This is a genomic window from Nocardia sp. CY41 (genome assembly GCF_009829325.1).
In the GTDB taxonomy this organism is placed as follows: Bacteria; Actinomycetota; Actinomycetes; order Mycobacteriales; family Mycobacteriaceae; genus Nocardia.
Genome location: NZ_VUOS01000020.1, coordinates 99,031 through 122,550, shown reverse-complemented (window position 1 = coordinate 122,550; position 23,520 = coordinate 99,031). Strand labels below are relative to the sequence as shown.

The following is a 23,520-nucleotide window of genomic DNA, read 5'->3' as shown; positions in this document are numbered from 1 at the left end:
ACCATCCATGCAGGTCAGAAATCTCCACGACGCGTCGCGCCGACAGCCGGTAGCCTGCGATTCATCATGCTGATCAGACTCCTCCGCACGCATCTGTACCCTTATCGCGCCCAGTTGGCCGGGGTCGTTGTGCTTCAGCTGATTTCCGTCATCGCGATGCTGTATCTGCCGAGCTTGAACGCGGACTTGATCGACGAGGGCGTCACCAAAGGTGATCTCGGTTATATCTGGAGCACCGGCTTGTGGATGCTCGCCGTCACGGGCGTGCAGATCGTCGCGTCGGCTGCTTCGGTCTATCTCGGTGCGCAGGCTGCCATGGGCGCGGGCCGCGACCTGCGCGGCGCGCTGCTGCACCGGGTCGGCACGTTCTCCGCTCGTGAAGTGGGCATGTTCGGCGCGCCGTCGCTGATCACCCGCAACACCAACGACATTCAGCAGGTGCAGCTGCTCATCGTGATGTCGGCGACCATCCTGGTGATGGCGCCGATCATGTGCGTGGGCGGCATCATCATGGCGTTGCGCGAGGATCTCGGCCTGTCCTGGCTGCTGCTGATCGCGGTGCCCGCGCTGGGACTGTCGATGGGCGTGCTGATCTCCAGGATGGTGCCCGGTTTCCGGGACATGCAGGCCAGGATCGACGAGGTGAATCGGGTACTGCGGGAGCAGATCACCGGTATCCGCGTGGTGCGCGCTTTCGTGCGGGAGCGTCAGGAGACCTGGCGTTTCGGCCTGGCCAATACCGAACTCACCGACACCGCGTTGCGGGTCGGCCGGTTGATGGCGCTGATGTTCCCCACGGTCATGCTGATCAGCAATGTCACCGCCGTGGCGGTGATCTGGTTCGGCGGGCACGCGATCGACGCCGGGCACATGCAGATCGGTTCGCTCACCGCGATGCTGTCCTACATCATGCAGATCCTGATGGCCGTGATGATGGCCTCGTTCCTGGCCATGATGGCGCCGCGCGCCGCGGTCTCCGCCGACCGGGTCGGCGAGGTGCTCGACACCGAGTCCTCGGTCCACCCTCCGCGCCTGCCACAGCCGTTCACCGACGACCCGGCCGTCGTGGACATCCAGTTCGCCGAGTTCGCCTTCCCCGGCGCCGAGAAGCCGGTGCTCAAAGCCATCCGGTTCCAGGTGCGGCCCGGCACCACCACCGCGATCGTCGGCTCCACCGGCGCGGGGAAGACCACGCTGATCAACCTCATCCCCCGGCTGATGGACGTCACCGACGGCGCGGTCTACGTCGGCGGCACCGACGTTCGCCACATCGACCTGGAGATCTTGCGTTCGCAGATCGGCCTCGTCCCGCAGAAGGCGTACCTCTTCTCCGGCACGATCGCGAGCAATCTGCGCTACGGCAATCCGCACGCCACCGACGAGGAACTCTGGCGCGCGCTGGAGATCGCGCAGGCCGCCGATTTCGTCCGGGAGATGCCGGAGGGGCTGCAGACACCCGTGGCCCAGGGCGGCACCACCGTCTCCGGCGGTCAGCGCCAGCGGTTGGCCATCGCGCGAGCCCTGGTGAAGAAGCCGAGGGTGTACCTGTTCGACGACTCGTTCTCCGCGCTCGACGTCGCGACCGACGCCAGGCTGCGCGAGGCGTTGAAGCCGGAGACCGCGGACGCCTCGGTCCTCATCGTCGCGCAGCGCATCGCGACCATTCGGGACGCGGACCAGATCGTGGTGCTCGAAGACGGCGCGGTGGCGGGCATCGGCACCCACGAGCAGCTCGTGCGGGATTGCTCGGAGTACCGGGAGATCGTCGAGTCGCAACTGAGTGCCGAGGAGGCGCGATGAGGCCCGGAATGCCCACTCCCGGTGCGCCGGGCACCAAGGCGAAATCGTTCGGACCCTCGCTGAAACGGCTGCTGCGCAGGCTCGCGCCGGAACGGGTCCAGGTCGGGGTGATCGTCGCGCTGGTGATCGTCTCGGTGGTGCTGAACACCATCGGCCCGTACATCCTCGGCAAGGCGACCAATCTGGTCTTCGACGGCGTGGTCGGCAAACAGTTGCCGCCCGGCGTGTCCAAGGATCAGGCGATCGAAGCGCTGCGGGCCAAGGGCGACAACACGTTCGCCGACATGCTCAGCGCCATGGACGTGGTGCCCGGCGTGGGGGTGGACTTCGGCGCGGTCGGCCGGGTGCTCACCTTGGTGCTGCTGCTGTACATCGGCGCGGCCGTCTTCGGATGGTTGCAGGGCTACCTGCTCAACATCGTGATCAATCGGACGGTCAAGCGGCTGCGCAGCGAGGTCGAGGACAAGATCCATCGGCTTCCGTTGCGCTACTTCGATTCCGCTCCGCGTGGCGACGTGCTCAGCCGCGTGACCAACGACGTCGACAACGTCTCCCAGAGCCTCCAGCAGACCATGAGCCAGCTGCTCATCTCGGTGTTCTCGGTGCTCGGCATCCTGGTCATGATGTTCTGGATCTCCTGGCAGCTGGCGGTGATCGCGCTGCTCACCGTGCCGGCCGCCATCGTGGTCACCGCGCAGATCGCCAAAAGGTCCAAGCCGCACTTCGTCAACCAGTGGAAGTACACCGGCCTGGTGAACGCCCAGGTCGAGGAGGCCTACACCGGCCACGAGGTGGTCACCGCGTTCGGCCGCAACCGCGAGGTCGGCAAGGAGTTCGACCAGCGCAACGAGGAGCTCTACCAGGCCAGTTTCAAAGCGCAGTTCATCTCCGGCCTGATCATGCCCGCGATCATGTTCCTGGGGAACGTGAACTTCGTGCTGGTCGCGCTCGTCGGCGGGCTCAAAGTGGCCACCGGCAGTCTCTCGCTCGGCGAGGTGCAGGCGTTCATCCAGTACTCCCGTCAGTTCAGCCAGCCGCTGACGCAGCTCGGCGCGATGGCCAACCTGTTGCAGTCCGGCGTCGCTTCGGCCGAGCGGATCTTCGAGATCCTCGACGCCGAGGAGCAGAGCCCGGACCCGGTCATGGCCGACGCGCGCCCGGTCGACCGCGGCCGGGTGGAGTTCGAGGCCGTCTCGTTCCGCTACGAACCGGACAAGCCGGTGATCGAGCGGCTGTCGCTGGTCGCCGAGCCCGGGCACGTGGTCGCCATCGTCGGCCCCACCGGCGCGGGCAAGACCACGCTGGTGAACCTGCTGATGCGGTTCTATGAACTGGACGCGGGCACGATCACCATCGACGGAGTCGACATCACCGAGATCACCCGCGACCATCTGCGTTCGCGTATCGGCATGGTCTTGCAGGACACCTGGCTGTTCCGCGGCACGATCCGGGAGAACATCGCCTACGGCAACCCGAACGCGAGCGAAGAGGAGATCCTCGCCGCGGCGCGGGCCGCCTATGTCGACCGCTTCGTGCACGCGCTGCCCGGCGGTTACGACACGGTCATCGACGAGGAGGGCTCCGGCGTCAGCGCCGGCGAGAAACAGCTGATCACCATCGCGCGCGCGTTCCTCGCCAAGCCGTCCATCCTCATCTTGGACGAGGCCACCAGTTCGGTGGACACCCGCACCGAACTGCTGGTGCAGCACGCCACCGCCGCCCTGCGCCGCGACCGGACCAGTTTCGTCATCGCCCACCGCCTGTCCACCATCCGCGACGCCGACCTGATCGTCGTCATGGAGGCGGGCCGGATCGTGGAACACGGGTCGCACGAACGCCTGCTCGAGGAACGGGGCGCGTACTACCGCTTGTACAACGCCCAGTTCGCCGGCGCTGTGTAGTTTGGCCGCGACTTCGTCGCGAACGGCGGATGCTCGGTCTCGCTTCGCTCGGAAGACGTAGTCGAGGTGAGCTGGGCGCGTGGAGTTCGATCGCATTACCGGAGTTCGCCGTAAGCGGGGCGTGGTGGGCCTGTGGTTTGCGGGCTGTGGGTGGGCCGGTTTGCCCGCAGGTGTCGGGTGCCGACGGTTCGCGTCGGCGGCGCGACGACGGACGTGTCGGCTGTCGATGGGTTCGGGCGCGGGCAAGTCACGATCGATTCCGGCCCAGACCGAGGCGGCGGGCGATTCGGGTCATGAGCTGGGACATGCGGGACGGAAAGGAGTGCGGCTCGGGGATGCGCACCGGGCGGACGCGGCCGTTGTGCAGCGCGGTGATCTTCCAGCCCTGGTCGGTGCGAATGGTCACCAGAGTCTGGCGGGACCGGCGGCGCTCGGGCAGGTGGGAACGCCAGGGCATCAGGACCGAGGCGGTGCCGTGCACGATCGCGACGTCCGGGGCGACGAAGCGGATCGACTCGAGTTCGCCGACCAGTGCCGAACCGGCCAGGACGCCGCGGAAGAGCTTGTCGTGGTTGTCCTGGTGCTCGGCGCGACCGGTGGCCCGGGTGCCGTCGTAGGACACGTAGTCCGAGTTCTCGGTGAACAGGGCCGCGTAGGCGGTGGCGTCGTTGGCGGTCCAGGTCCGCATGAGGTCGTCGAACAGGCTGCGCAGGGCGCTCTCGTCGGTGCGCTGCTGATCGAGTGTCACGTTCATGGCGAGGTACCTTCCGGTGATAAGATTCGATTATCGAAATGTACGCTATCAGAAAGTTTCGAATGTCGAAAGATGAGTTGATCGCCGAGATCGCGCAGGAGTTGCGGCTGCTGCAGCAAAGCTTCGACGCGTTCGACGAGGCCGCCGCCGTGCGCCTGGGCTTGAACCGCACCGACCTGCGATGCCTGGACATCGTGCTGGCGCGTGGGCCGCTGGCGGCGGGGGAGCTCAGTGCCGCGCTGCGACTGAGCCCCGCCGCCACCACCACTGTCGTCGACCGGCTGGTGCGGGCCGGTTTCGTCACTCGGGCACAAGATCCAGGCAATCGGCGGCGGATACTGATCGAAGGCACTATGCGGGCCAGGGAGGTCGCGCGAGAGATCTTCGAGCCGGTGGGGGTGGCCGGGGCTCAGGCTCTCCTGCGTTTCGACACCGGCGAACTGCGCACCGCGCTCGATTTCTTGCGCACCGCGCTGGCGGTGCACCAAGCGGAAACCGAGCGGGTGTCGCGCGCCGGGAAACCCGGCTGACCGCGCCGTCGGTGCCGGCGAGCGGTGGCCTGGTTCGGGCCGCGGGCGCCGAACTGCGAGGATAGCGGGGTGTCCGGTCCCGAATCGTTCTCCTTCACCGTCGGTACTCGCCTGGACGGGCGAAACGGCCGGTCCGGTGTGATCGCCACGCCGCACGGGTCGATCGCCACGCCCGCGTTCATCCCGGTGGGCACCAAGGCGACGGTCAAGGCAGTGCTGCCGGAGACCATGCGGGAACTCGGCGCCCAAGCGCTGCTGGCCAACGCCTACCACCTCTACCTGCAGCCCGGCGCGGACATCGTGGACGAGGCCGGCGGGCTCGGCGCGTTCATGAACTGGCGCGGGCCCACCTTCACCGACAGCGGCGGATTCCAGGTGATGTCACTGGGTGTCGGCTTCAAGAAGGTGCTGGCGATGGAGGCGGTCGACGTGCGCAGCGACGACGTGATCGCGCCCGGCAAGGAGCGGCTGGCCACCGTGGACGACGACGGCGTCACGTTCCGCTCCCACCTCGACGGGTCGACGCACCGGTTCACGCCCGAGGTGTCGATGGGTATCCAGCACCAGCTGGGCGCCGACATCATGTTCGCCTTCGACGAGCTCACCACGCTCCTCAATACCCGCTCCTACCAGGAGCGATCGGTCCAGCGCACGCACGAGTGGGCGCAGCGCTGCATCGACGAGCACGAGCGGCTGACCGCCGCTCGTACACACCGTCCGTACCAGGCTCTGTTCGCCGTCATCCAGGGCGCGCAGTACGAGGACTTGCGCCGGAAGGCATGTCGCGGGCTCGAATCGATCCGCGGAAGCGCGGGAACGGGATTCGACGGCTACGGCATCGGCGGCGCGCTGGAGAAGCACAATTTGGGCGCCATCGTCGGTTGGTGCTGTGACGAGCTGCCCGAGGACAAGCCGCGGCACATGCTCGGCATCAGCGAACCGGAGGACGTCTTCAACGCCATCGAGAACGGCGCGGACACCTTCGACTGCGTGAACCCGTCCCGGGTCGCTCGCAACGCCGCCATCTACGTCGACACCGGCCGGTTCAACATCAATACCAGCCGCTTCCGTCGCGACTTCACGCCCATCGACGAGAACTGCGACTGCTACACCTGCGCCAACTACACGCGCGCCTACCTGCATCACCTGTTCAAGGCCAAGGAGATGCTCGCCGCCACGCTGTGCACGATTCACAACGAGCGGTTCACGGTCCGCCTGGTCGATCGCATCCGGGACAGCATCGAAGGCGGCTACTTCGATGAGCACAAGGCCGAGACTTTGGGCCGTTGGAGTGGTGCCTGAAACGACGGAGGGCGCGAGCCGGGTGCACGACCGGTGGCTTCGCTATTCTGCGGTCGTCTCACGTGGCCCGCGCCCTCCAGGGGTGCTCGCCGGATTGCGTCAGGTATGCAGCGGATCCGCTCCGGTCGGCGCGTAGCTGGGTTCGTACTTCTTCAGCAACGCGATCACCCGATAGGTGATCGGAAGCACAATCACCTCGCAGAGGGTCTTCCAGAGGAAACCGACGATCACGTAGTTGACGAACTGCTGCCAGGTGTCGATGCCGATGGCGCCGGCGGCGATCGAGCAGAAGATCAGCGTGTCGGCGAACTCGCCGACGATGGTCGATCCGATGAGCCTGGCCCACAGGTACTTTTCCTTCGTCCGCTCCTTGATCAGCACCAGCGTCGCGGAATTCAGCAACTGGCCGACGAAGTACCCGGCCAGGCCCGCGATGACGAGCCGCGGCGTCGTCCCGAGGACGGTGCGGAACGCCTCCTGGTTCTCGTAGAAGCTCGCGGCGGGCAGCCGGATCGCGATGGCGAAGCACACCACCGTCAGCAGCAGTGCGGCGAAGCCGTAGTAGATGGCGCGGCGGGTGGCGCGGAAGCCGTACACCTCGCTCAGTACGTCGCCGAGGATGTAGGCCAGCGGGAACAGGAAGAAGGCGCCATCAGTGGCGATCGGCAGGATTTGCAGTGGTCCCAGCGACACCGACCGGTCGCCGAAGAATTCCACCCCCTTGGTGGCGCAGATGTTGGAAATGATCAGTGTCGCAGTGAACAGGGCCACGATCGGTGCGTAGTACCCCCGCGCGACCTGGGCAAATGCCGCATGGTCCGCGGGGCGCCCAGGCCCGCCGTGCTCTTGCGTGGTTTTCGACTCACTCACCCGCATCATCCAACCAGGTTGTGGAATACGCTGTAGCAATGACGAATCCCGGCGATTCCGACGAGTGGTGGAAGCAGTACGGCGGCCAAGGCGTGTCGCCGGAGTCCGGTGGCCAGAGTTCGGTCCCGCAGTATCCGAGCCCGGAGCAGCAGCCGTCGGGCTACCCGTCGGCGCCGCAGTATCCGGTTCAGCCGCCCTCGCAGCCGATGACGCCGCCTCCGCAGCCGCAGTACCCGTCCTATCAACAGCCCGGGCAGCCGTATCCCCAGCCGAGCTACGGCTATCAGACTCCCTATCAGCCCTACGGAGTCCCGGCGCAGGGCACCAACGGCATGGCGATCGGTGCGCTGATCTCCTCGCTGGTCGGGTTCGTCACCTGCGGGCTCGGCTCGATCGTCGGCATCATCCTCGGCGTGGTCGCCCTCAACCAGATCAAGCAGAGCGGCCAGGAAGGGCGCGGCATGGCGCTCGCAGGCATCTGGATCGGTGTCGGCGCGATCGTGCTCGGCATCCTGTGGTTCGTCGTCGTGATCATCGCGGGCGCGACCAGCGCGTAGCGGCACGGCCGGGCAACCGACAGGGGGCGCACCCGAATCGGGTGCGCCCCCTGTGGGTTCTGTGCCGCGGTGGCGATCAGGCCTTGACGACCTGGGTGCCGCCGGCGAACTTGTCGTGCCAGCCCTGCTTGTTCGGGTCCTGCGAGATGGTGACCATGATGTAGATCGCCAGGACGAGCGAGATCAGGCCACCGACGCACGGGATGATGCTCGCCGCAATGAAGATGTTGCGCTTCAGCGAGGTGACCGGGTCGATCTTCGCGGCGCCGCCCGGGGCGAGCACCTTCAGGCCGAGGATCTTCTTGCCGAGCGTGGTGCCCTGCGAGGTCTCCATGCCGACGAAGTAGCCGAGCTGAACCAAGGTCCACACCAGGCCGAGACCGATGGTCAGGCCCAGCGAGTTGTCGACCAGGATGTACAGGATGAAGTACGGGATGTACAGGATGATCGCGTCGATGACGCGGGCGCCGATGCGGGTGCCGAGGTCACCCGGCTGGCCGCCGTAGTTGTTGAACCCGGGCTGCTGCGGGTACTGACCGTAGGGATCCTGCCCGTACTGGGGCTGCTGCTGCTGGCCGTATTGCGGCTGCTGCCCGTACTGGGGCTGCTGCTGGCCGTATTGCGGCTGCTGCCCGTACTGGGGCTGCTGCCCGTACTGAGGCTGCTGCCCGTACTGGTCACCCCCCTGCGGGTACGGCTGCTGCCCGTACGGCTGCCCGCCCTGCGGATACTGGTTGGGGTCGTACCCACCGCTTGTCATAGTTATTTGTCCTCGTCGATTGATCAGTAGTTGGACGATGCGTACGTTACGGACATGGGCTGCTTCGCAACAACCCATGAACGTCGAGTATCCACGGTTCGCGGGGCAGCCGCCGGGCGTCGAAACGCGCGAGTAGCTCGGACGACGATGTCGCGGTGAAGCCGAGCGAAGCGGCCAGTGCCGAGACTACTTCCTCCGGCGTGTTGCCGAGCGCCAACCGTTCGCGGAGTGTCACCGCCCCATCCCGTTTCGCCAGTCGCCGTCGCTGCGGATTGAGCACCAGCGGCACATGGGCATAGTGCGGCACCGGCAGATCCAGCAGCGTCGCCAGGTATGCCTGCCGCGGCGTCGACGGAAGCAGGTCGTCGCCGCGCACCACTTGGTCGACGCCCTGTTCCGCGTCGTCCACCACGACGGCGAGGTTGTAGGCGGGGATGCCGTCGCCGCGTCGCAGCACCACGTCGTCGATCGGGCCTCGGTAGCGACCGTGCAGTTCGTCGCGCACTTCGAATTCGGTGGCCATGGCGCGCAGACGCAAGGCGGCCGGGCGACCCTCGGCGCGCAGCCGGTCGCGCTGGGCGGCGCTCAGTGCGCGGCAGGTGCCGGGGTAGGCGCCCATCGGCCCGTGCGGTGCTGTCGCCGCTTTCTGTATTTCCCTTCGGGTACAGAAGCATTCATAGGTGAGCCCGGCGGCGGTGAGGCGTTCGATGGCTGCCCCGTACTGCGGCAACCGTTCCGACTGGCGTACCACCGGTCCGTCCCAGTCCACGCCGATCGCGGCGAGGTCGTCCACTTGCCGCTGCTCCGCACCGGGACGCACTCTGTCCAGGTCATCGATCCGCAGCAGGAAGCGCCGACCGGTGGAACGCGCGAACGCCCACGCCAGCAGTGCCGTGCGGAGATTGCCCAAGTGCAGGTCTCCGGACGGGCTCGGCGCGTACCGGCCCGCACCCGGCTCAGTCACGGGCTCTGCCGGTAGACGATGAGGTGCGCACGTCGGCCATGGTAGAAGCGTTGCGCTCAGCCGCGCAGACGCGGCCGCAGGTCGGCGTCCGACGGTTCGGCGCCCGCCTCCAGCGCGGCGAGCAGTGCTTCGGCGTGGGCGACCAAGCCGGGGAGGTCTATACCGTAGGGCGCTCGGCCGCCCTCCGGTTGGTATGCCGTCAACCGCGACACCGCGCGGGCGAGCAGTGTACGCGCCCCCTTGGGATTTCCTCGTTGTATGTGGGTTAGTCCGACAGCGAACTGCGCCAGCGCCTGCCACAGCATCCGCTCGGCGAACGGTCCGTTCTTCCACGCGGCCTCTAAAACCTCGTGTGCATTGAATGCGAGTCCGTCGTCCAGCAGTTGCTGGGCGAAGGTCAAGGTTTGCTGGGGTGGAAGTTCGAGATCGTCCGGAATTCGGGCAACCCCGGTGCTGCCGAGCGGCAGCGGTCGCCCGAGGCGGTCGCGCGGACGGGCATTACGGGCGCGACCTGCGTCGTCGCGAGCGCGTTCGACCATAGGATCCATCATGCACGGTCGCTGTGCGCACGTCGACGCGGGCGGGGAGGGCCCGCGAATTGTCCGCCGATAACAGAGCAATAACATCCGTTAAAAACATTGTGGATCATCGGTGTGTGGAATGAATGCCAGGAGCTGGCAATGTTCCCGCAACTCCCATGCTTCGCAAACGTGTGTGGTTGCGATGATTGAATAGGCAAGAGCCGGGCAAACTTTCGAAGGACCTGCTAGGGTTACGCCGCGGGGAGAGGCCCCGCGCGAGGTTAATTTCCTCTCGAACTCGATGTGCGATATCGACGCACCGGGAATGTGCGCTCCGGCGTGGGGTGCACCACGGGATTCGGCTTTCCAGTCGGATACCGATGCTAGCTGGAACGATGTCAGGAGAAATCTCGCTCTCGACGCAGCAAAGGAGCTAGTGCCGTGGAGGTTGATTGGGCGGGCGCTGTGTGGCGCAAGAGCACATACAGCGGTCCGGATGGGAACTGCGTGGAAGTCGCTTTCCTCGTCGACGGCAATGTCGCGGTTCGTGACACGAAGGACAGTGGAAGTGGCCCGGTCTTGGGGTTTGCGCCGGGCGAGTGGGATGCATTCCTAGTGGGGGTCTCGACGGGAGAGTTCCGGCGCGGCTGAACCGCTCCGGAATGGCCTGAACAAGGCAAAGCGGGCCCCGGGTCGTGTGGACTCGGGGCCTTCGCGGTTATCCGGACGGGTGTGCCGGCGAATCCTCAATGGGCGGAGCCGTTTCCGTGACCGTTCGCCCGTTCCTGGATCTTGCGCAACACGGTGAGCTGCCTGCGTTCTTCTTCGTGCTCGAGCTCGAAGTGCCGCACGCTCTCCTCGCGCGGATCCGCGCGCAGGAAGCTGCCGGTGCCCGGCTTGCCCGCCGCGCCCAGCTTGCTCATCTTCTTCGGCACGGGTGCGCCTTGGTATTCCAGCGGGAGCGGGTGGCCATGCGCGTCCACCGGGCCGAGCGGCTGGTGCACCTCGATGTACTCGCCGTGCGGCAAGCGCTTGATCACGCCGGTCTCCACCCCGTGCTCGAGCACCGCGCGGTCACTGCGCTGCAGGCCGAGGCAGATGCGGTAGGCCAGGAAGTAGGCGAGCGGCGGCGCGAGCAGGATGCCGATGCGGCCTGCCCAAGTCGTCGCGTTCAGCGAGATGTCGAACTTGTACGCGATGATGTCGTTGACGCACGACAGCGTGAGCACGACGTAGAACGTGATCGCCATCGCGCCGATCGCCGTGCGCACCGGCACGTCGCGGGGACGTTGCAGCAGGTTGTGGTGTGCGCTTCGGTCGCCGGTCAGCCGCTTCTCGATCCAGGGGTAGGCGATCAGCACGGTGAACACCAGACCCATGAGCACGGCGACCCAGAACACGGCGGGCACGGTGTAACGGCCGAGGTAGAGCTCCCACGGGGGCATCAAGCGGGCCATGCCGTCGGTCCACATCATGTACATGTCCGGCTGCGAACCCGCCGACACCTGCGACGGGTTGTACGGCCCCAGGTTCCAGATCGGGTTGATCTGGAAGAGACCGCCCATGATGCCCACGATGCCGAGGGTGAAGGCGAAGAACGCGCCCTGATCGGCGGCGAACACCGGCACGATCCGCGCGCCCACCACGTTGTTCTCGGTGCGGCCGGGGCCGGGGAACTGGGTGTGCTTCTGGTACCACACCAGCGCCACGTGCGCCGCGATCAGCGCCAGAATGATGCCGGGGAAGAGCAGCACGTGCGCCACATACAAGCGGGGGATGATGATCTCGCCGGGGAAGTCGCCGCCGAACATCAGCCAGTGCAGCCAGGTGCCGATAATCGGGATGGAGATCGTGATACCCGAGAACGCCGCCCGCAGGCCGGTGCCGGAGAGCAGGTCGTCGGGCAGCGAGTACCCGAAGAACCCTTCGAACATCGCCAGGATCAGCAGCAGCGATCCGATCACCCAGTTCGCCTCACGCGGCTTGCGGAACGCGCCGGTGAAGAAGATACGGAACAGGTGCACGATGATCGAGGCCGCGAACAGCAGGGCCGCCCAGTGGTGGACCTGGCGGACGAACAGGCCGCCGCGCACCTCGAAGGAGAGGTCGAGCGCCGTCTCGTACGCCCGCGACATGGTCACGCCGCGCAGCGGCTGGTAGGCGCCGTTGTAGACGACCTCCGTCATGGAGGGGTCGAAGAACAGGGTCAGGTAGACGCCCGACAGCAGCAGGATGATGAAGCTGTAGAGGGCGATCTCGCCGAGCAGGAACGACCAGTGTGTCGGGAAGACCTTGTTGATCGACCGCTTCACGAACGCCGCGGCCTTATACCGTTCGTCCGCCTCATCGGCTTGGTTGGCAATTGTGCGAGCTAGATCTACAGCCATGGCCGACACCCCGCCTGGGTGAGTGGTATCCGTTCTACTACAGACGGTAGCAGAGCTGGGTGCCGGAATCGATGACGTTTTCCGGACGATATGTGGAACAAGATCATTCACATTGACTCGGGCTCGCCGGACGCCGCCGAATCCGAGTCGATATCGTTTTACTGTGAGCGCGATGGCACCGCAGGACGCGACGATGTATTGGCTGTCCGCACGCACGCGCAACGACCTTTTTCTGCTGTATTGCTTCGCCGATCGCGGACTGCCCATCGAGGAACTGCGCGCGTCTGTTGCCGAATGCAGTGCGCGGATCGCGGACCTGCGGGTCCGGTTGCGCGAACTGCCAGGGGACATCGATTACCCGTTCTGGACGCGATCTGAATTCGCCGCCGAGCAAATCGTGGAACACGAACTGCCGGAACGTAATTGGTCGCACTTGCTGGAGGCTCTCGGCGAGCTGCTCGGCACCGGTGTCGACGCCGCGGTGCACCCGTGGCGGCTGCATGTGTTTCGCTCGGTTGCCGACGCGCCGGGGCTGGTGGGTGAGCCGGCGCTCGTGGTGGTGCTCCAGATGTCCCACGCGCTGGCCGACGGCCGGCGGGCCTCGGTGATCGCGCGTGCGCTGTTCGGCGGGGCGGGCGACCTCTCCGACGAGCACGAAAGCCGTACTGGCGTGTCAGGCCCCGGTGGGGGACCAGCCGACGACAGTGCCACTGATGCCGCAGGTGCCGAGAGTTCGGGTGGCCGGGCTCGGGGCGCGGATCGATCGGTTCCGGAGATGTCCGCGCAAGAGGAATTCGCTGATCCGCGAGGGGTCGGCCGGACCGCGATTGCCCGTGAGCGGACCGAGGCGGACTCGGTGTCGGCGAGCGGGTCGTCGGTGCGAGTGCGGGTCGGCTCGACGGTGGCGCGTGTGCGGATGCTCGGGGATGTGATGTGGGGAAGCGCGTTCCCGGCAAGCGTGCTGGTCGATTCGGCGGTCGGTCTCCTGCGCGTTCCGGCCCGGCTGGCCGCGACAGCGGTGCGCGGCTACCAGGCCTTTCGAGCCCAGCAGCGGCTTGCGGTGTTGACCGAGGCGGGCGAATTGCCCCCGCCGGGGCCAGGTTTTCCGCCGACCGTGCTGAACCGTGCGGCGGCGGAGCGGATCTCGCGGCACGAAGCTCGGATGCTGGTGTTTCCGGCCGGAGAGTTGCGGGTGCCCGGTCGTACGGTCACTGTCGTCGTCCTGACCGCGGTATCGGTGGCGCTCGCCCGCTATCTGGCCGACCGGGGCGAGCCGGTGGAGCGTCTCGGTGCACAGGTCCCGATGGCCCTGGCCGAGGCCACCGGTCCACGCAACAACTATCGCAGTCTCGGAGTCGACCTCTTCGTCGACGAACCCGATCTGCGTCTGCGCGCCGACAAGATCGCCGCCGCGCTCGCCGAACGGCGGGTCCGCGCGCGACACCCACTGCTGTCGGCGCAGGACCGGGTCACCGCGACGATTCCCGCCTTCATGCTGCGGCGGGACGTCGACCGCTATCCCCTCGATACCGTTCCCGGCTCGATAGCGGGGCACACCGTCGTCTCCAGTGTCGACCGTGGGCCGGCCGACCTGTCCTTCGGTGGCGGGCCGGTGCGGTTCACCGCCGGATTTCCGGCGATCGGCTCCGTCATGCACCTGACCCACGGCGTGCACGGACTCGGTGACACCGTCACCATCTCCCTGCACGCCGATCCGGCGGTCCTGCCGGATCTCGACGCCTACGCCGGTCACCTCCGCGCCGCGCTGCTGGAGGCGCGTCGCGCCGGGGTGGGTTCCGCTCCGGCGTGACGCTCGTTCGCCCGCCGGTCAGGAACGGGCGAGGGCGGGCTGGGGCGTGGCCTGGTGGACCTCGGCGGAGATCTTGATCTCCAGTTCCAGCCGGGTGACGTTGATGACCGAGCGCTCCTCCTCGACGGTGTTCTCGATCGCCCGCGACCACAGCGCCTGGATCTCGGTGATCTCTTCGGCGGTGGCCTCGCCGTCGAGTTCGATCCGGCGGCGTTGCAGGCTGATGTTCAGCGCCGCGGTGAGCGTCCGCATCAGGTCCTCGCAGCGATTGGGGATCTTGCGGTGCGCCACCACGCGCAAGGTGCTGATGAAATCCCGCGAGCCGGCGATGGCCTCCCGAACCTCCTCATCGAGCTGATCCAGTTCCTCCGCCTCCCAGCGATCGCAGTGCAACAACTGCCGGCGGACGTCGCTCGAGATGGCCAGCACGGACGAGACTCCCGCCAGCACCGACTCCCGCCGCCACTTGTCCAGCTCGCGCCGCTCCGCCGCCGCGTTCGTCAACTCGACGTTGCGCTGCGCCGCGTCCAAGGTGACCCGGTTCCGCTCGTCCGCGGCGGCGACCGCCGCCCGGTTGGCGCGGTTGTTGACCAGCACGCCGACCAAGACCGCAATGCCGACGACGAGAGAACCGAAAAGCGGGAGCCACTGAGTCACGGGGACGATCATTCCATCGGAATGGGAAGTCGCACAGCCTAGATCGGGCGAATCCGGCTCGTCCGGCTACCCGGGAGGAAATCCGAAGGTGGTCCGGCGTCAGTCCCGTGCGGCGCCTTCCGGCCACACGACATCGACCGGCACCCCGCGCGCACGCGCGAGTTCGACCACCGTCCCCGTGCCCGCCTTCTGCCCGGCATCGCCATCCCACACGGCGATCAGTCGATCGACCGACCCCACCACGGCATCGTTGGCCGCTTCGTACGCTGTACGGCCCGCGTCGTCGAAATCCATCACACGCACCTCGGCCGCGTTCTTCAGGAGCTCGTCGAACAGCTCGGCGTGATCCGGTTTCACCTTCCGCTCGCGGTAGTTCCGGGACGGCAACACCACCTCGAGCCGCCCACCCGCATCGAGCACCGCCCGCGCGAACACCGAATCGGAACCGCGCGCGATACAACTCACTCCGACCAACTCGCTCGGATCGTGCTCGTCCAGCAGCGCACGCACCGCGTCGTACACCAACGGTGCGGTGGCCTCGGTGATGTTCATGTGCCCGGTGACGCCGATACGCACCATGCAGATGTGCTCCTATGCTGTCGCGGCAACCAGCGGCCGCATCCGCTCCCGCAATTCGGCGACCGTGCCGAACTCTACGGTCCGGTTGTACACCTCGCCGGTTTCTTCGCGACACGGTCCGGCGCAGATGCCAAGCCGCGTAGAGGCTCGACGCCGGTTCCTGCCGTTTCGTCCTCTGCGGCGAATTTGCATCGGATAACGAAGCCCCATCGTGTGCCCCTCGCTAGGCTGGCTTGATGGCAATCCCGAGTGTGTGGTCCGTGACAACGACCACCCCGACCGAGGAAGTAGCCCAAGAGATCGCCCGCGCCGTGGTGTCCGAGCGGTTGGCGGCCGGGGCGTCCATCACGGGCCCCATCAAGTCGGTGTTCTGGCATCTCGGCGAACTCGGCGACGGACAGGAGTGGCGTGTCGAACTCCGTACCTCTGAGGCTACGCGAGACAAACTCGCGGAACGAGTCAAAGAACTGCATCCCTGGGACAACCCGGAGTTGGTGGGCCAACCGATCGAGTGGTACCCAGAAGAATACGGGCGCTGGGTGGCCCGCTCTACAAGCGCGTCGGAATAGGGACCCTGGCTGCTCGAGCGCGTGACCAGAGTTGGGCGCCGCCAGGTATCCCGGCGACACGTTGTGCAACCTGCTGTACGCGAGCCAGCGGCCGGGCTGACGCTACCTTTTCGGCGGAAGCAAGAGCCTTTTGCGTGATCACCATCGCCTCCTCAGGGTTGCCCGCGTCGAGGTGAGCGTCGGCCAGCCAAGTCAGGTACAGGGCTTTGTCCCTGAACCACTGATCCGGATATGAATCGAGAGCGCGGTTGAGCGGTGCGGTCGCCTTGTCGGGATCGCGCAGAACCGACCATACGCGGCCCGTCATGATGTCCAACTCGTTCCAGTTCATCCACGCGAACCACTTCGCAGCCGGACGGGAGGTTTCGTCGTCGAGCGCGCGGGCGGCGGTCTCCAAGGCGCGCGCGGCCCCGTCGCGCTCACCAACCGTTGCCAGCGACCAGGCTCGCCGTGATTCGAGTAGGGCACGAGCCTGTGCGGGAGCATCTGACCCGATAGCCGAACAAGCAGCATCGGCTGCGACCACCGCTTCGCGCTCCCCTGTGACATAAGCGATTTGAATCAATGCGTTTGCTGCGAGTTCCGGGTTGTCGGCCTCGTTCGCGGCGCGATGGCTGTACCGGTACAGGCGTAGTGCGTGCTCGGAGAATCCGGCGTCGAAGGCAGCCCAACCGGCCTGCTGGGCTTGTTCGCCCGCAAGCTCGGTCAGCGCGGTATGTATCGATGTGCTGTAGGTGCCGTGGCGCAACATCTGTTCAGTCCGGGTCAATTCGGAGAAGTACAGGTGAAAGGTGTCACCGCCTCCCACGACGTTGTCGAGATCTTGCAGACGAGTGAACCGGTCACGCATCTCATCGAGGTCCGCCGCGCCCACCCGCCCCGGTGATCCTGCGCCGACCAGCGGAATCGATACTCCCGCCACTGCTAGAAAATCCCTGCGTCTCGTAGCTTCATCCTTCTCGGCGTCGCGCTGGGTCCGCTTCGGGTAAAGCCCTATCTCGGATTCCGAAGCTGCTCCCAACACTGCCACAAGTGCCCGTCTCGTCGCAGCTCTAGGCCATCGAATCTCGCCACGTTCGAGTCTTCCGATTGCTTGGGCGTCAACCGCCGACCGACAGCCTGTAGCGCGCTCCACTTCGACGCACACCAACTCCGCCAGCTCGCTGTGTGTCCAGCCGCGAGCCAGCCTGAGAGATTTGAACAGCTCGTTCGTCTTCGCCCCCTACGGCCGAAACTGCTTGTTTGCCTACAGTTTTGCGCTGTTCGCCGGTCTGCGCAGCGAGAACGCTGAAACAGCACGCCGGTAGCGGAGGCGAACGCCTCATCAGACCTGTCCGCACCCGGCCGTGCGGAGGTCGTCCAGCCATGCGCCCGGTCGGCCTTGCACCGGTGTACCCGCAATCGTCCGTCACGGAGGCTGCCATGCGTATTTCGCGAGACATCCGGGACCTGTGGGCCGCGCACTACCGCGACTGCGGTACTGAGCCCACAGATCTCGATCTGGACCGTGCCCGGTTCGTCCTTACTGCTCACTCCGGCCACAGCTGCGGCTGTCTGCAATACCTCGCCGCGATGGCTTACTCACTCGGAGCGGAGGGGTAACGATTGTGGACGCGGGCTACAGGTCCCGGCGCGGCTTGCCGGACTGGCATGAGGTCAGCGCGGCGATTCGCTGCGTCACCGGCGACAAGCCGGGCGATCACCTGGTCACTCGGTGGACGCGGGCGCTCGCCCAGCTGCATCGCACTCGTCGCGTCAGCCCTGAACGCGTCAGCGAGATAGACCGGCGCCGAGCCGAGCTGGTGGTGTTGATCAACCAGTGGGTCGCCACGCACCTCGCGCCGTCCCGTACCGACGCCGATGCGGTCGGGCCTGGGGCTGACGCACTCGTCGCCGCGTATGTCGACGCCGAGTCGCTGCTGATGGCGCAGGACGAGGTAACCGCAGAAACCCTGCACTCGGCGTGGTCTCGGGTGGGGTACCTCGCCACCCGGTGGGGCGACCTCGTCGCCGCAGTGGTGGACGGACAGCCATGCCCGCCGGGCCGGTGCTGATCGTCGCCTCGACGCTGATGGTTGCCATCGTCTGCGTTTTCGCCGCCGTTTGGTTGCTGATCGGTGAACGGGTGACCGGTCTGCCGTTCAGCGAGATCGACGAACGCCTCAGCCACGAGCCCGCACCCCGGCCGCTGACGGTGGAGCAGGCGCGTCAGCAATGGGTGCGGCATATCGGCTGCCGCCTCGGCTGCTGCCCGCGCAAGCGGGAGATCCAGCGGACATTGCATGCGGCCGGAATCGCACCACCCCTCGATGTCACATCAACGGCACCGACCCGGCGAGGCGGTCGGCACGCCCACCCTAGAAGGAGGAAGAAATGAAATTACGAATCGGCCGCGCTCTGCTCGCGGGGTGCTCCGCAGTGGCAGTGCTCGCCGCAGTCGCCACCCCGGCCGGAGCCATCGCGGCCGTCGAGCCCGTGGCGGCCGAGCCCACCGGTGTATGCAAGTTTGAGTTCAACAAGATCCCGTACGTGCTGCACAAGGCCGTCGTCGTCGGCGGAACAGTGACCTGCGATCCTGCCCCGCTCGAGTTCCACCTCACGTTGCAGCTGTGGCATCGGTCGGGCACCAGCAACCCGAAGCCGAAGGGGGAGCCCGGCATCGTCACGCAGATACCCAACCCCAGCGTCCACACGGCCGCGATGGCGCTGGACTGCCTGCCCGGCATGTGGCAGGCCAAGATCGTCATGCGGGCCACCTGGGACACCGGTACGAGCGAGGGACGCAAAGAAAGCGTGCCCGTTATCCTCCAGTGCTAAGTTCACTCCGATGAAGCTGCTCGTTATCACTAGCGGCCCTGCTACGTGGTCGACTCGCTGGTTTGTGTTTCGCTGTCACGTGCAATCCTGGTTCCGGCGTGAAATCCGCGAGCCCGGCTATACCGGTGAAGGTCAGTGGCATCCACACCGCGAGTACGGCGGTTGGGTCATCCGTCCGGCCAGCGGATGGCGTCGGTTCCGCTGGATAACCCCGCCCCTGCACTACACGCGCGCCATTCCCGCCGACGACATGTACGCCCTCGGTACGTGGATGCTGGCGAAGCTGGGGATGTAGACCGGGCACATCGGAGCCAGAGAATCCCGCTCCGAGTCGACGGAGGCGGGGCGCCTCCTTCGTCGGACAGCACCTACGCTCGCGGGGCGCCCTCCAGCGGCGCGACGACCGAATCGAGCGGCGGCATCCGGATCCGCACCCGCAGGTGTCGACCAGCCGGTAGTTGGATGCCGGCGAAGCTGGAGAAGTAGACCGGTAAGCCGGAGACAGCGAATCCGCCGACATCCCTGCAGATGCCCGTTCTCGACCGCTGTGCCGTAACTGTTGCCAAAGGCCGGGTCAGGAGTACTCCTGACCCGGCCTTTCGTGGCGGAGGATAGGGGATTTGAACCCCTGAGGGCGTTAACCCAACCCGCGTTCCAGGCGAGCGCCATAGGCCACTAGGCGAATCCTCCGTGGAGCAGCATACCGGTAGCCCCCGGCCCGTCGCCAAATAGGGCCGTCCGAAGGGATGAAGTGCCTGGTCGAGGACGGTTGTGGACCCGGAGGATGGGTTTGGGGGCCGGAGGCGCTACACTGGCCGACGGATCCCGCGCGGCGCGCATCCTGTGAACTCCCCCAGGGCCGGAAGGCAGCAAGGGTCAACGGGCTCTGCCGGGTGCGCGGGGTCCCCTTTCTTCAAGGTCTCGCGCGGGTGCCTCGTCTCCCCCGGGCCGGTGCGGGATGCGGATGGGCTCGTCCGGTCGGCGCCCATTCCGCCCTTGGATAACGCCTCCAATTCCGGCCACCGCACGGGTAACGTGAACACCGTCCGCGGATGCACGTGCGTCTGTACGGACAACTGTTCGGCCGCCGCCCATCGGTCCGGCCAGACCATCGTCCCCTCGCTGCTTGAAAGGCTGCCCAGGATGCCCCGGCAAACGCAGATCGGTTTGATGAGCCATGAGGAGCTCGTGCTCGAGCACGAGACCCAGTCCGCGAACTACGCGACGCTCAAGACCGAGAAGCTCACGCTGGACCTGACCCGGGGGAAACCTTCGCCGGAGCAACTCGACTTGTCCGCCGCCCTGCTGCACCTGCCCGGCGACGGCGATTTCCGCGACGGCACCGGCACCGACTGCCGTAACTACGGTGGGCTGCACGGTCTGCCGGAACTGCGCGCGATCTTCGGCGAACTGCTCGGCATCCCGGTGGACAACCTGCTCGCGGGCAACAACGCCAGCCTGGAACTGATGCACGACGTGATCAGCTACGCGATGCTCTACGGCACCAACGATTCCGAGCGGCGCTGGGCCGCCGAGGACACGCTCAAGTTCCTGTGTCCGGCGCCCGGTTACGACCGGCACTTCGCGATCACCGAGGCGCTCGGCTTCGAGATGATCCCGATCCCGATGCGCCACGACGGCCCGGACACCCACGCCATCGCCGAGCTGCTGGCGAACGATCCGCAGATCAAGGGTCTGTGGGCCGTGCCGAACTACTCCAACCCGACCGGAGTCGTCTTCTCCGAAGACGTTGTCCGCGAATTGGTCTCGATGCCGGCCGCCGCGCCCGACTTCCGGCTGTTCTGGGACAACGCGTACGCGGTGCACCCGCTCACCGACACCGCCGCCCCGGTGATCGATGTGCTCGGCCTGGCCGCGGCAGCCGGGAACCCGAACCGCCCGTTGGTGTTCGCCTCGACCTCGAAGATCACCTTCGCGGGCGCGGGCGTCAGCTTCATCGGCGGTTCGACCGCGAACCTGGAGTGGTACCTGAGCCACGCCTCGAAGAAGAGCATCGGCCCGGACAAGATCAACCAGCTGCGCCATCTGCGCTTCTTCCGCGACGCCGACGGGGTGCGCGCGCACATGCAGAAGCATCGCGCCATCCTGGAGCCGAAGTTCGCCCTGGTGCTGAAGATCCTGGAGGACCGTCTCGGGGCATCCAAGGTGGCGTCCTGGACCGAGCCGAAGGGCGGCTACTTCATCAGCCTGGACGTGCTGGAAGGCACCGCGGCGCGGGTGATCGCGCTCGCGAAGGAAGCGGGCATCGCGCTCACCGCGGCCGGTTCGGCCTTCCCGTACCGGAACGACCCGGAAGGCAAGAACATTCGCATCGCGCCGAGCTTCCCCAAGCTGCCCGAGCTGGAGAAGGCGATGGACGGCCTGGCCACGTGCGTGCTGTTGGCGGCCACCGAGAAGCTGCTCGGCAAGTAGGCGGCGGACCCGGAACGACTGATCGCCCGGCACGGATCTCGTGCCGGGCGATCTTTGTTCTGTACGGGCAGTGGGCCCGGCCGGGGAAGGCGCCTCTACCCGGTCTCCAACACCTCCTTCAGCCGGGCCAGATCCCCGCGGTTGGCCCGCCGGATCGCCGCCTCCAGCAGCGGAGCGGCGAGTTTCCCGAAGCCGCTCGGCTCGCCGCGGTTGCGCAGCGTCATGCGGGTGCCGCCCTCCGGCGTATCGGCCCAGGTATAAGTCGTCTCCATCGGAAACGGCCCCTGCGCGGTGCGCATCACCAGCCGTCTGGCGGGCTCGTAGTCGACCACCTCGTAGGTGTAGGTCAGCCGGTTGCCGAGGAAGTGGGCGACGAAGGTCATCCGCGAACCGGCGCGCAGTGGCGGCTCGGTCTCCCAGGTGACGCTGTGGATGCGCGCGTACCAGGCCGGGGCGTGCGCCGGATCGGCCGCGTACGCCGCGACCAGCTCGCGGGAGCGGTCGATCGCGATGTCGGTCAGCACGTCGACGGCCATCGGCCTGCTCAGTGCGGCTTGTGCGCGAGGACGGCGAACATGGTCACCGAGAGATGGATGTCGCCGCTGGCCGCGGCCCGCTCCAGATCGCCGAGCAGCTGTTCGCGCTGCGCCTCGGTGATCGCGCCGCGCGCCACCGCCATCGCCGAGATCCTGGTCACCAGCGAGCCCGCGCCCACGCTGCGATCCTGCACCAAGGCCTGCGAGCCGATGTCGTCGACCACCAGGCCCGCCTTGGTGAGCAGACCGGGAAGCCTGCGGCCCGACAGCGGGTTGGTGGTCGCCGATACGAGGGTGTCGATCACCTCGCGGACGACCTGCCGGTCACCGGGGTGCATGATCGCGGTGCCCCAGTCGCTGTCCACCACGACGACTCGTCCGCCCGGACGGAGCACGCGCGCGATCTCGTTGGCCGCGCGGGCAGGGGCGGTCAGATGCTGGAAGACGCGCTCGCACAGAACGGCGTCGAAGCTGTCCGCGCCGAACGGCACGCCGTAGGCGTCGCCGGAGTGGAATTTGGCGGACGAGCCGGCCTGGGCGGCGCGGCGCTCGGCGGAGGCGAGCAGCTGCGGGTCCGGCTCGACGCCGACCGCGCTGCCGTTCGGGCCTACCGCCTCGGCGAACGTGATGACCTCCGACCCGGTGCCGGAACCGATGTCCACGGCGTGTTCACCGGGCCGCAGCGCGAGCGCTTCGTGCGCCCAGGTGCGCAAGCGGCGGATGCCGGGCAGCGCGGCCTGGAGGTCGCGCACGTCGACGAGCTGGTCCTGGCCTGCTCGGTCGAACCGATCGGGGCGCAATGCGTAGGTGTTCATGGGCCCGTGTCCATCCCTGGCCGTTGCCGTCGTCTTGGTCGGTGTCGCCGTCATCTGAGGCATGGCCTGGAGCCTACGCGGCAGGTCATCTACCCGCGCGTAGGCACTGTGAGGCGGGTCACTATGGTTGATGAACGGTGCGCTTTCGTGAGTACATGGGTAACTCGTCGGACGCGCCCGGACAGAAAAGGCACCGACGCAGGACCTGAGCGCGGATCTCGTGGCACCTACCAGTACGGCCGGAAGATACGGAGAGGCGGGACAGTGACGCGCACGCTGTGTCTGGCGCAGGACGCCGAGGCGGACAGGCTGCTGACCGAGGACCACTTCGCCACGCTGCTCGGCATGCTCTTGGACCAGCAATACCCGATGGAGCACGCCTTCCGCGGCCCGAAGAAGATCGCCGACCGGATGGGCGGGTTCGACATCCACCGCATCGCCGAGGCCGACCCGCAGGAGTTCGAGGAACTCGCCGCGACGCCGCCCGCGATCCACCGCTACGGCCGTTCCATGGCCCGGCGTGCCCAGGAACTGGCTCGCTACGTCATCGAGCACTACGACGGCAAGGCGGAGAACATCTGGACCACGGGGGACCCGGACGGCAAAGAAGTGTTGCGGCGACTGAAGGACTTGCCCGGCTATGGCGAGCAGAAGGCGAAGATCTTCCTGGCCCTGCTGGGAAAGCAGCGGGGCGTCCGGCCGGACGGCTGGCGCGCCGCGGCGGGCGCCTACGGTGACGAGGGCTCGCGCCGTTCGGTCGCGGACGTGACCGACGCCGAATCCCTCGCGCAGGTAAGGGAATTCAAGAAGCAGGCGAAAGCGGCCGCCAAAGCGAAGTAGTCCAGCAGCCGTAACTCGCCGGTTGCCTATTTGAAATCTGCATGCTTTTTTTCCTCGTTTCGCCGGAGTTCCTGCCGGATGCTTGCCTCGAAGGGCTCCACCTGAGATGAGGGATTGC

At 66.8% G+C, this 23,520-nt stretch carries 25 protein-coding genes, 1 tRNA gene and 1 other RNA gene; 15 read left to right on the top strand and 12 right to left on the bottom strand.

The genetic code is table 11. From position 1 onward, the window contains the following. Positions 1-66 precede the first annotated feature (66 nt). Positions 67-1,800 carry an ABC transporter ATP-binding protein gene (locus GVY64_RS22405; RefSeq protein WP_159844577.1) on the top strand — a complete coding sequence of 578 codons (1,734 nt, stop codon included), beginning with the start codon at positions 67-69 and terminating at the stop codon, positions 1,798-1,800. Next, positions 1,797-3,701, top strand: a complete 1,905-nt coding sequence (locus GVY64_RS22400) for an ABC transporter ATP-binding protein (protein WP_159844574.1) — start codon at positions 1,797-1,799, stop codon at positions 3,699-3,701. Before GVY64_RS22405 ends, GVY64_RS22400 begins: the two co-directional genes overlap by 4 nt. A gap of 247 nt (positions 3,702-3,948) precedes the next feature. Here the strand turns inward: GVY64_RS22400 and GVY64_RS22395 are convergent, their stop codons facing one another. After that, positions 3,949-4,455 (bottom strand): SgcJ/EcaC family oxidoreductase, encoded by a 507-nt coding sequence (locus GVY64_RS22395; RefSeq protein ID WP_159844571.1) that lies wholly within the window; start codon positions 4,453-4,455, stop codon positions 3,949-3,951. Between the two features lie 62 nt (positions 4,456-4,517). Here GVY64_RS22395 and GVY64_RS22390 point away from each other — a divergent pair, with 62 nt between their 5' ends. Together GVY64_RS22390 and tgt are read left to right on the top strand one after the other, a co-directional pair. After that, positions 4,518-4,985, top strand: coding sequence for a MarR family winged helix-turn-helix transcriptional regulator (locus tag GVY64_RS22390; protein WP_159844568.1), 468 nt, complete (start codon positions 4,518-4,520; stop codon positions 4,983-4,985). Positions 4,986-5,054: 69 nt separating this feature from the next. Continuing rightward, complete coding sequence (tgt, locus tag GVY64_RS22385; RefSeq protein ID WP_159844565.1) at positions 5,055-6,287, top strand: tRNA guanosine(34) transglycosylase Tgt; 1,233 nt, start codon at positions 5,055-5,057, stop codon at positions 6,285-6,287. 99 nt (positions 6,288-6,386) lie between these two features. Here tgt and GVY64_RS22380 read toward each other — a convergent pair whose 3' ends face one another. Continuing rightward, entirely contained in the window at positions 6,387-7,166 is a 780-nt protein-coding gene (locus GVY64_RS22380; RefSeq protein WP_159844562.1) for a queuosine precursor transporter, read from the bottom strand. A 29-nt stretch (positions 7,167-7,195) separates the two neighbouring features. Between GVY64_RS22380 and GVY64_RS22375 the strand changes: the two genes are divergently transcribed. Next, positions 7,196-7,714 carry a DUF4190 domain-containing protein gene (locus tag GVY64_RS22375; protein WP_159844559.1) on the top strand — a complete coding sequence of 173 codons (519 nt, stop codon included), beginning with the start codon at positions 7,196-7,198 and terminating at the stop codon, positions 7,712-7,714. Between the two features lie 76 nt (positions 7,715-7,790). On the opposite strand, the gene GVY64_RS22370 is transcribed toward GVY64_RS22375, so the two are convergent. Genes GVY64_RS22370 through GVY64_RS22360 form a run of 3 tightly spaced genes read right to left on the bottom strand, consistent with a single transcriptional unit; the run spans position 7,791 to position 9,977 of the window. Further along, positions 7,791-8,474, bottom strand: coding sequence for an RDD family protein (locus tag GVY64_RS22370; RefSeq protein WP_159844557.1), 684 nt, complete (start codon positions 8,472-8,474; stop codon positions 7,791-7,793). A 46-nt stretch (positions 8,475-8,520) separates the two neighbouring features. Beyond that, a complete protein-coding gene (gene gluQRS, locus GVY64_RS22365; protein WP_159844554.1) occupies positions 8,521-9,438 on the bottom strand; it encodes a tRNA glutamyl-Q(34) synthetase GluQRS in 918 nt (305 codons plus the stop codon). 56 nt (positions 9,439-9,494) lie between these two features. Further along, complete coding sequence (locus GVY64_RS22360) at positions 9,495-9,977, bottom strand: DUF309 domain-containing protein (protein WP_159844551.1); 483 nt, start codon at positions 9,975-9,977, stop codon at positions 9,495-9,497. 423 nt (positions 9,978-10,400) lie between these two features. Between GVY64_RS22360 and GVY64_RS22355 the strand changes: the two genes are divergently transcribed. Continuing rightward, a complete protein-coding gene (locus tag GVY64_RS22355; protein ID WP_159844548.1) occupies positions 10,401-10,610 on the top strand; it encodes a DUF397 domain-containing protein in 210 nt (69 codons plus the stop codon). A 95-nt stretch (positions 10,611-10,705) separates the two neighbouring features. Here the strand turns inward: GVY64_RS22355 and qcrB are convergent, their stop codons facing one another. Beyond that, entirely contained in the window at positions 10,706-12,346 is a 1,641-nt protein-coding gene (gene qcrB, locus GVY64_RS22350; protein ID WP_159844545.1) for a cytochrome bc1 complex cytochrome b subunit, read from the bottom strand. Positions 12,347-12,518: 172 nt separating this feature from the next. Here qcrB and GVY64_RS22345 point away from each other — a divergent pair, with 172 nt between their 5' ends. After that, positions 12,519-14,156 carry a WS/DGAT domain-containing protein gene (locus GVY64_RS22345; RefSeq protein ID WP_236567070.1) on the top strand — a complete coding sequence of 546 codons (1,638 nt, stop codon included), beginning with the start codon at positions 12,519-12,521 and terminating at the stop codon, positions 14,154-14,156. Positions 14,157-14,174: 18 nt separating this feature from the next. Here GVY64_RS22345 and GVY64_RS22340 read toward each other — a convergent pair whose 3' ends face one another. Then, entirely contained in the window at positions 14,175-14,813 is a 639-nt protein-coding gene (locus GVY64_RS22340) for a hypothetical protein (RefSeq protein ID WP_159844539.1), read from the bottom strand. 99 nt (positions 14,814-14,912) lie between these two features. After that, positions 14,913-15,392, bottom strand: a complete 480-nt coding sequence (locus GVY64_RS22335) for a hypothetical protein (protein ID WP_201298111.1) — start codon at positions 15,390-15,392, stop codon at positions 14,913-14,915. A 260-nt stretch (positions 15,393-15,652) separates the two neighbouring features. Here GVY64_RS22335 and cutA point away from each other — a divergent pair, with 260 nt between their 5' ends. Beyond that, entirely contained in the window at positions 15,653-15,961 is a 309-nt protein-coding gene (gene cutA / locus GVY64_RS22330; RefSeq protein ID WP_159844536.1) for a divalent-cation tolerance protein CutA, read from the top strand. Here cutA and GVY64_RS22325 read toward each other — a convergent pair. Beyond that, complete coding sequence (locus GVY64_RS22325; protein ID WP_159844533.1) at positions 15,942-16,991, bottom strand: XRE family transcriptional regulator; 1,050 nt, start codon at positions 16,989-16,991, stop codon at positions 15,942-15,944. The two genes, cutA and GVY64_RS22325, sit on opposite strands and share 20 nt — an antisense overlap. A 607-nt stretch (positions 16,992-17,598) precedes the next feature. Here GVY64_RS22325 and GVY64_RS22320 point away from each other — a divergent pair. Genes GVY64_RS22320 through GVY64_RS22305 form a run of 4 tightly spaced genes read left to right on the top strand, consistent with a single transcriptional unit; the run spans position 17,599 to position 19,073 of the window. Then, entirely contained in the window at positions 17,599-18,015 is a 417-nt protein-coding gene (locus tag GVY64_RS22320; protein ID WP_236567054.1) for a hypothetical protein, read from the top strand. After that, positions 17,994-18,338, top strand: coding sequence for a hypothetical protein (locus GVY64_RS22315; protein ID WP_159844527.1), 345 nt, complete (start codon positions 17,994-17,996; stop codon positions 18,336-18,338). The genes GVY64_RS22320 and GVY64_RS22315 overlap by 22 nt, the downstream gene beginning before the upstream one ends. Then, positions 18,335-18,778 (top strand): hypothetical protein, encoded by a 444-nt coding sequence (locus tag GVY64_RS22310; protein ID WP_159844525.1) that lies wholly within the window; start codon positions 18,335-18,337, stop codon positions 18,776-18,778. Before GVY64_RS22315 ends, GVY64_RS22310 begins: the two co-directional genes overlap by 4 nt. Positions 18,779-18,788: 10 nt before the next feature. After that, positions 18,789-19,073: a hypothetical protein gene (locus tag GVY64_RS22305; protein ID WP_159844522.1), complete on the top strand. Its 285-nt coding sequence runs from the start codon at positions 18,789-18,791 to the stop codon at positions 19,071-19,073. Between the two features lie 307 nt (positions 19,074-19,380). Here the strand turns inward: GVY64_RS22305 and GVY64_RS22300 are convergent. Continuing rightward, positions 19,381-19,468, bottom strand: a tRNA-Ser gene (locus GVY64_RS22300). 127 nt (positions 19,469-19,595) lie between these two features. Here GVY64_RS22300 and ffs point away from each other — a divergent pair. Together ffs and GVY64_RS22290 are read left to right on the top strand one after the other, a co-directional pair. After that, positions 19,596-19,690: signal recognition particle sRNA small type (gene ffs / locus GVY64_RS22295), an RNA gene on the top strand. A gap of 231 nt (positions 19,691-19,921) precedes the next feature. Continuing rightward, positions 19,922-21,211 (top strand): aminotransferase class I/II-fold pyridoxal phosphate-dependent enzyme, encoded by a 1,290-nt coding sequence (locus tag GVY64_RS22290; protein WP_159844519.1) that lies wholly within the window; start codon positions 19,922-19,924, stop codon positions 21,209-21,211. Positions 21,212-21,306: 95 nt separating this feature from the next. On the opposite strand, the gene GVY64_RS22285 is transcribed toward GVY64_RS22290, so the two are convergent. Together GVY64_RS22285 and GVY64_RS22280 are read right to left on the bottom strand one after the other, a co-directional pair. Further along, positions 21,307-21,747: an SRPBCC family protein gene (locus tag GVY64_RS22285; protein WP_159844516.1), complete on the bottom strand. Its 441-nt coding sequence runs from the start codon at positions 21,745-21,747 to the stop codon at positions 21,307-21,309. Between the two features lie 8 nt (positions 21,748-21,755). Continuing rightward, complete coding sequence (locus GVY64_RS22280; RefSeq protein WP_159844830.1) at positions 21,756-22,562, bottom strand: methyltransferase domain-containing protein; 807 nt, start codon at positions 22,560-22,562, stop codon at positions 21,756-21,758. A 264-nt stretch (positions 22,563-22,826) separates the two neighbouring features. On the opposite strand from GVY64_RS22280, the gene GVY64_RS22275 reads away from it, so the two are divergent. After that, complete coding sequence (locus GVY64_RS22275; protein WP_159844513.1) at positions 22,827-23,402, top strand: HhH-GPD-type base excision DNA repair protein; 576 nt, start codon at positions 22,827-22,829, stop codon at positions 23,400-23,402. Positions 23,403-23,520 lie beyond the last annotated feature (118 nt).

What these genes read in the sequence shown, in the direction of transcription:
- GVY64_RS22405 (WP_159844577.1), top strand. Translation starts at nt 67, where the DNA reads ATGCTGATCAGACTCCTCCGCACGCATCTGTACCCTTATCGCGCCCAG.
- GVY64_RS22400 (WP_159844574.1), top strand. Translation starts at nt 1,797, where the DNA reads ATGAGGCCCGGAATGCCCACTCCCGGTGCGCCGGGCACCAAGGCGAAA.
- GVY64_RS22395 (WP_159844571.1), bottom strand. Translation starts at nt 4,455, where the DNA reads ATGAACGTGACACTCGATCAGCAGCGCACCGACGAGAGCGCCCTGCGC.
- GVY64_RS22390 (WP_159844568.1), top strand. Translation starts at nt 4,518, where the DNA reads ATGTCGAAAGATGAGTTGATCGCCGAGATCGCGCAGGAGTTGCGGCTG.
- GVY64_RS22380 (WP_159844562.1), bottom strand. Translation starts at nt 7,166, where the DNA reads ATGATGCGGGTGAGTGAGTCGAAAACCACGCAAGAGCACGGCGGGCCT.
- GVY64_RS22375 (WP_159844559.1), top strand. Translation starts at nt 7,196, where the DNA reads ATGACGAATCCCGGCGATTCCGACGAGTGGTGGAAGCAGTACGGCGGC.
- GVY64_RS22370 (WP_159844557.1), bottom strand. Translation starts at nt 8,474, where the DNA reads ATGACAAGCGGTGGGTACGACCCCAACCAGTATCCGCAGGGCGGGCAG.
- GVY64_RS22360 (WP_159844551.1), bottom strand. Translation starts at nt 9,977, where the DNA reads ATGGTCGAACGCGCTCGCGACGACGCAGGTCGCGCCCGTAATGCCCGT.
- qcrB (WP_159844545.1), bottom strand. Translation starts at nt 12,346, where the DNA reads ATGGCTGTAGATCTAGCTCGCACAATTGCCAACCAAGCCGATGAGGCG.
- GVY64_RS22345 (WP_236567070.1), top strand. Translation starts at nt 12,519, where the DNA reads ATGGCACCGCAGGACGCGACGATGTATTGGCTGTCCGCACGCACGCGC.
- GVY64_RS22335 (WP_201298111.1), bottom strand. Translation starts at nt 15,392, where the DNA reads ATGGTGCGTATCGGCGTCACCGGGCACATGAACATCACCGAGGCCACC.
- GVY64_RS22315 (WP_159844527.1), top strand. Translation starts at nt 17,994, where the DNA reads ATGCCCGCCGGGCCGGTGCTGATCGTCGCCTCGACGCTGATGGTTGCC.
- GVY64_RS22310 (WP_159844525.1), top strand. Translation starts at nt 18,335, where the DNA reads ATGAAATTACGAATCGGCCGCGCTCTGCTCGCGGGGTGCTCCGCAGTG.
- GVY64_RS22305 (WP_159844522.1), top strand. Translation starts at nt 18,789, where the DNA reads ATGAAGCTGCTCGTTATCACTAGCGGCCCTGCTACGTGGTCGACTCGC.
- GVY64_RS22290 (WP_159844519.1), top strand. Translation starts at nt 19,922, where the DNA reads ATGCCCCGGCAAACGCAGATCGGTTTGATGAGCCATGAGGAGCTCGTG.
- GVY64_RS22285 (WP_159844516.1), bottom strand. Translation starts at nt 21,747, where the DNA reads ATGGCCGTCGACGTGCTGACCGACATCGCGATCGACCGCTCCCGCGAG.
- GVY64_RS22280 (WP_159844830.1), bottom strand. Translation starts at nt 22,562, where the DNA reads ATGAACACCTACGCATTGCGCCCCGATCGGTTCGACCGAGCAGGCCAG.